At 81.2% G+C, this 5,663-nt stretch carries 5 protein-coding genes; 3 read left to right on the top strand and 2 right to left on the bottom strand.

What is annotated here, in order from left to right:
- Nucleotides 1-90: 90 nt before the first annotated feature.
- Entirely contained in the window at nt 91-786 is a 696-nt protein-coding gene (gene eutC / locus ACK586_RS12195) for an ethanolamine ammonia-lyase subunit EutC (RefSeq protein WP_409330824.1), read from the top strand.
- On the opposite strand, the gene ACK586_RS12190 is transcribed toward eutC, so the two are convergent.
- Nucleotides 752-1,042: a hypothetical protein gene (locus ACK586_RS12190; RefSeq protein ID WP_409330751.1), complete on the bottom strand. Its 291-nt coding sequence runs from the start codon at nt 1,040-1,042 to the stop codon at nt 752-754. The two genes, eutC and ACK586_RS12190, sit on opposite strands and share 35 nt — an antisense overlap.
- A 19-nt stretch (nt 1,043-1,061) precedes the next feature.
- On the opposite strand from ACK586_RS12190, the gene ACK586_RS12185 reads away from it, so the two are divergent.
- Both ACK586_RS12185 and ACK586_RS12180 read left to right on the top strand, forming a co-directional pair.
- Nucleotides 1,062-1,700, top strand: coding sequence for a hypothetical protein (locus tag ACK586_RS12185; RefSeq protein WP_409330750.1), 639 nt, complete (start codon nt 1,062-1,064; stop codon nt 1,698-1,700).
- 169 nt (nt 1,701-1,869) lie between these two features.
- Entirely contained in the window at nt 1,870-2,142 is a 273-nt protein-coding gene (locus tag ACK586_RS12180; protein ID WP_409330749.1) for a hypothetical protein, read from the top strand.
- A gap of 7 nt (nt 2,143-2,149) precedes the next feature.
- Here ACK586_RS12180 and cydC read toward each other — a convergent pair whose 3' ends face one another.
- The gene (cydC, locus tag ACK586_RS12175) at nt 2,150-5,476 is read right to left on the bottom strand and encodes a thiol reductant ABC exporter subunit CydC (protein WP_409330748.1); all 3,327 of its coding nucleotides are present in this window, start codon (nt 5,474-5,476) and stop codon (nt 2,150-2,152) included.
- Between the last annotated feature and the right edge of the window lie 187 nt (nt 5,477-5,663).

Below are 5,663 nucleotides of genomic sequence, written 5' to 3'. Positions count from 1 at the left end.
CCCCCCCCCCCCCCCCCCCCCCCCCCCCCCCCCCCCCCCCCCCCCCCCCCCCCCCCCCCCCCCCCCCCCCCCCCGGGGCCCTGGGCGGCGCTGCGCTCGCTGACCCGGGCGCGGGTCGCGCTCGGCCGGGCCGGCGACGGGCTGCCGACCGCCCGGGAGCTGGAGTTCCGCGCCGCGCACGCCGCCGCCCGGGACGCCGTGCACGCGCCACTGGACCCGGGGCTGCTGCGGGCCGCGCTGCCCGGCGACGACGTGCTCGAGGTGCGCTCGGCCGCGCCGGACCGGGCCACCTACCTGCAGCGGCCCGATCTGGGCCGGCGCCCGGTCGAGGGCACCGAGCTCCCGCGCACCGGCGCCGACCTCGCCGTCGTCCTCGCCGACGGGCTCTCCCCGCGGGCGGTGCACGAGCACGGGCCGGGCCTGGCGGCGGCGCTGCTCGAGCGGCTGCCGGGCTGGTCGATCGCCCCGCTCGTCGTGGCGCACCAGGCGCGGGTCGCGCTGGGGGACGCGATCGGCGCGGCGCTGGGGGTGCGGGCGGTCGTGGTGCTGATCGGCGAGCGGCCCGGGCTGTCGGCCGCGGACTCGCTGGGTGCCTACCTGACGTGGGACCCGCGGCCGGGGCGGGTGGACGCCGAGCGCAACTGCGTCTCCAACGTCCGCCCGCCGCACGGCCTGTCCTACGCCCGGGCGGCCGGCACCCTCGTCGCGCTGCTGACCGCGGCCCGGGAGCTGGGCGCCTCCGGGGTGGCGCTCAAGGACGAGGGTCCCGCCCTGCCCGGCGGGTGAGCCGGCGCAGCAGCTCCCGCGGTCCCCGGCGGGACCGCCCGGCCGGCCTGCCCTGGGCGAGGTCGGGATCGGGCTCGGGGACGGCGACCAGGGCGGCGTGCCGCTCGTGCAGCCGGGCCCGGACGTCGTCGGCGGTGTAGGCGCGGCGCTGGCGCTCGTTGCGGGCCAGCACCGCCCCGGTGGCGGCCACGCCGGCGAGGCCGGCCAGCCCGAGGACCTTCAGCAGCGGCTTCCTGACCTGCGAGCGGGGGCGCACGGTCGCCTAACGTAGCCGCGTGCCCCCGCCCCGCGCGCTCCCCCTCGGCGAGGCCGTCGAGCTGACCCGCACCGGCGACGTCTGGGTGTTCCGCGGCGCCTCGTTCGCCGACCGGGCCATCCGCGCCGTCACCAACGCGCCGGTCAACCACGTCGGCATGGCCGTGGTGCTGGACGACCTGCCCCCGCTGCTCTGGCACGCGGAGCTCGGACGGTCGCTGCCCGACGTGTGGACCGGACAGCACCAGCGGGGTGTCCAGCTGCACGACCTGGGCGACGCCGTCCGCACCTGGCGGCAGCGGTACGGGCAGTCGGCGTGGCTGCGCCAGCTGGTCGGCCCGGCCGACCACGGCGGGGTGACCCCGGAGATGGAGGACGCCGTCCTGCGCACCGTCGCGCGCTTCGACGGCCGGCCCTTCCCGACCACCCGCGGGCTGATGGCGGGCTGGGTCAACGGGCGGTTGCGCCGCGGCACGGCCGCCGAGACGGTCTTCTGCGCCGAGCTCGTGGCCACCACCTACACGGCGATGGGCCTGCTGCCCGCCGACCGGCCGCGCAACTGGTACGACCCGGGCAGCTTCTGGTCCGGCGACGACCTGCCGCTGCTGCAGGGCGCCCGGCTGGGCCCGGAGGTCCCGGTCGACGTCCCCGCTGCCTGACCCGGCCGCTGCGCCGTCCACGCCCCGGGATCGGGGGCCGGGGATCGCCCTGCCGGGGGGAGGGAAGTGTCGGACCCGGGTGCGATCGTGCGGGCGTAGGGGTAGTGCACGCACCGGGCTCCCCGGACGTCGAGCAGGTGCGTGACGAGGGCCGCGCAGGAGGGCCGCCATGAGCAGCGTCCACTGGCTCCGACCGGACATCGCCGGAGACCTCGTCGCCGTCGCGTACGCGACCGGCGCCGCCGCACCGCGGGAGATCCGCATCCGGCCCGAGCTGTTCGCGCGGATGTGCGCGCAGCTGGGCCCGGACTGCCGGGCCGCCGTGGCCGAGCGGCACCTCCTCGGGGCGTCCCCGGGGGTGCCGCTCGTGATCGACGCGGCGCTGCCGGAGTCGCCCGGCTTCGAGGTCGTCCGGGCCCGTCCCCGCGTCACCGCTGCCTGAGCGACCCCTACCCCGCGAGCGCCGGCGCCGGCTCGGCCAGCCGCACGATCCGGTCGCCCGGTGCAGCCAGGGCGTCGTCGTGGGTCACGCAGACGACGACCCGGCCGGCCAGGGCGGTGCGGAGGTCGCGGACGAGGGCGGCGGCGGTCGGCGGGTCCAGGTGCGCGGTCGGCTCGTCCAGCAGGACGACGTCGCGGTCGGCCAGCAGCGCCCGCGCCGCGGCCAGCCGGCGGCGCTCCCCGCCCGACAGCGCCGTCCCCCCGGCCCCGACCGGGGTGTCCAGGCCGAGCGGGAGCGTGCCGAGCAGCCCGCCGAGGCCCGCCGCGGTCAGCGCCGCCCGCATCCGCGCCTCGCCCGCGGGGCCGGCGAGCGCGCCGCGCGGTGCGGCCAGGGCCAGGTTGGCGCGGACGGTGGAGGCGAACACGTGCGCGTCCTGCGGGAGCCAGGCCAGCCGGGACCGGACGGCGTCCCCGGCGAGGTCCGCGGTGTCGAGCCCGCCGAGCACGTAGCGGCCGGCGCGCGGGCGCAGCGTCGCCATGAGGACGGCGAGCAGCGTCGACTTGCCCGAGCCGGACCGGCCGCGGACGACCAGCCACCCGCTGCCGGCGTCCGCTGCGGCGTCCAGCCCGGTCAGCACGTCGGGTCCGCCGGGCCAGCCGGCGCGCAGCCCCGAGACGGCGAGGTCACCGACGCGGGCCGGTGCCGGACGGGGGTGGACCGGGTCGGCGGGCGTCGGCGCGTCGAGGACGGCGTCCAGCCGGCGGCGTGCGTCGGCCAGGGCAGCCCGACGCTGCAGGGCGGCGACCAGCCCACCCAGCGGCTCGGCCAGCGCCAGCGGGGCGAGGGCCAGGACGGCGACGACCGGCCCGGCGAGCCCCTCGGCGGCGGCCACCGCGGCGGCGGCGACCGCCGCGGCCCCGGTGCCCAGGCCGACCAGCGCGGTGCCGAGCGCGGCGGCGCGCCCGGCGGTGGCCGAGGCGCCGCCGCGCCGCCGACCGGCCGCGGCCAGGTCGCCCGCCGTGCGCGCGGCCAGACCGTGCGCGCGCAGGTCCGGGGCGCCGGCCAGCGCCGTCGTCGCCTCGCGCAGGGCGGCCACCCGCAGCTCGCCCTCGGTGCGGGCGGCGCCGGCGTCCACCCGGCGGTGCAGGGCCACGACGACGGCGACGGTCGTCCCGAGCACCGCGGCGACGACGGCGGCGGCGGCCGGGGACACCAGCGCGAGGGCGCCGACGGTGCCGGCGGTCACCGCGCCGGCGACCAGCACCGGCGGCAGCACCCGCACCGAGAGGTCCTGCACGAGGCCGACGTCGCCCACGACGCGGGCGAGCGCGGCACCCGGTGTCCGCTCGGCGGCGATGCCCTGGGCGGTGAGCGCCCGCCAGACCCGGATGCGCAGGTCCGCGGCGTGCCGGAGCGCGGCGTCGTGCGCGGCCATCCGCTCCAGCCAGCGCAGCAGCGCGCGGGCCATCCCGAACAGCCGGACGCCGACGATGGCGACCATCAGCGTGAGGATCGGGGGCATCTCCGCCGCCCGGACGATGAGGTAGCCCGAGACCGCGGTCAGCGCGACCCCGGCGCCGGCCGACGCCGTACCGGCCAGCACCGCGCGCAGCAGGGCCCGCCGCGGCCAGCCGTGCCGCCGCCGCGCCGTCCCCTCCTCGACGAGATCTGCACACTCGTCACCATCGGCCGCTGATGCCGTCGACTGTGCAGATCTCGTCGGAGGGACGGCGGGGATCGCGGCGGGGGCCGGCGAGGGGACGGCGGCGGGGGCGGGCAGGTCCACGGTGCGGTCGGCGAGCGCCGCGAGCACCGGGTCGTGGGTCACCAGCAGCACCGTCACGGTGCCGCGCAGCGCGGCGAGGACGGCGGCGACCTGCTCGGTGGCCGCGGCGTCCAGGTGCGCGGAGGGCTCGTCGAGCAGCAGCAGCCGGGCGCCGCCGCGCACGCGCACCAGCGCCCGGGCGAGGGCGACGCGCTGCAGCTCGCCGGGGGAGAGGGTGTCGCAGCCCCGGCCGGCCAGCTCCGCGGCGCCGAGGCGGTCCAGCGCCTCGAGCGCGAGGCCCTCGTCGTCGTCCGCACCGGCGTGCCGGCGCAGCTCGTCGGCGACCGTGGCGCCGGTGGTGCGCGGGTGCTGCGGCACCCACGCGACCGCGCCGGAGGGCACGCCGCCGACGGTCCCGGCGACGGCGGCCGACGGCGGGAGGACGCCGGCCAGCGCGGCCAGCAGGGTCGACTTGCCCGAGCCGCTGCGACCGCGCAGCGCGACCAGCTCCCCGGGGCGCACCGCCAGGTCGGCCGGTGGCAGGGCGGGCACGGCGCGGCCGGGGAAGCGCACGGTCAGCCCGCGGACGACGACGTCGGCGCCGCGCGGGTCGTCGTCCGGCCCGGCGGCGGCGAGGACGGCGGCCTTGCCGTCGTCGGCGGTGAGCGCGGCCCGTGCCTCGGCGGCGGCCAGGGTCGCCGCCTCGGTGGCGTGGTGCGCCGAGCCCAGCGCCCGCAGCGGCGCGAACGCCTCGGGCGCCAGCAGCAGCGCGGTGAGCGCGACCGCGAGCGGCAGGTCGCCGTGCACCAGCCGCAGCCCGGCCACCACGGCGACCAGCGCGACCGACAGGGTGGCGATCAGCTCGAGCACCAGCGAGGAGAGGAAGGCCAGCCGCAGGGTGGCCAGCGTCCGCCGGCGCGCGGCCTCGCCCAGCTCGGCCAGGGCCGCCACCTGGTCGGCGGCGCGGCCCAGGCCGACCAGCACCGGCAGGCCGCGGACCAGCTCGGCGACGGAGGCGGCGATGCGGTCCAGCGCCCGGGCCGACTCCGCCGTCCCGTCGCGGGTGGTGAGGCCGACCAGGACCATGAACACCGGGACCAGCGGGAGGGTCACGGCCACCAGGACCGCCGACAGCAGGTCGGTCGCGGCGAGCACCACCAGCAGCGCCGGCGGCACCACGAGCGTCTGCGCCAGCGCCGGCAGGTAGGTGGTCAGCCCCGGCGTCAGGTCGGCCAGCCGGGTGGTGGCGAGCACGGCGGCGGGCCCGGGACCCCCGGCGGCCTCGACCGCGGCGGGGGAGGACGCCAGCCGGGCGAGCAGCCGCTCGCGCAGCTCTTGCTCGGCCCGGCGCGCGTCCCGGGCGGCGAGCAGCTCACCGACCGCGCCGGCCGCCGCCCGCAGCGCCGCACCGCCCGCGGCCACGGCGAGGGGCGGGAGGACCGCGCCGTCGGCGTACCCCGCGGCCCGGGCGACGGCGTGGGCCAGGCCGGCGGCCAGCAGCACCAGCCCCGCCGTCTGCACGAGGGCGGCCAGCGCCGCCCGGACCAGCGCGCCGCGGACCCCGGGCACGCCGTCGAGCGCCGCCAGCGGCCCCCGGCCGGGGGGGGGGGGGGGGGGGGGGGGGGGGGGGGGGGGGGGGGGGGGGGGGGGGGGGGGCGGGGGGGGGGGGGGGGGGGGGGGGGGGGGGGGGGGGGGGCGGGGGGGGGGGGGGGGGGGGGGGGGGGGGGGGGGGGGGGGGGGGGGGGGGGGGGGGGGG

The sequence above is a fragment of the Trujillonella humicola genome, assembly GCF_046233715.1.
Lineage (GTDB): Bacteria > Actinomycetota > Actinomycetes > Mycobacteriales > Geodermatophilaceae > Trujillonella > Trujillonella humicola.
This window is presented reverse-complemented; position numbering and strand designations above follow the sequence as displayed.

What these genes read in the sequence shown, in the direction of transcription:
- ACK586_RS12180 (WP_409330749.1), top strand. Translation starts at nt 1,870, where the DNA reads ATGAGCAGCGTCCACTGGCTCCGACCGGACATCGCCGGAGACCTCGTC.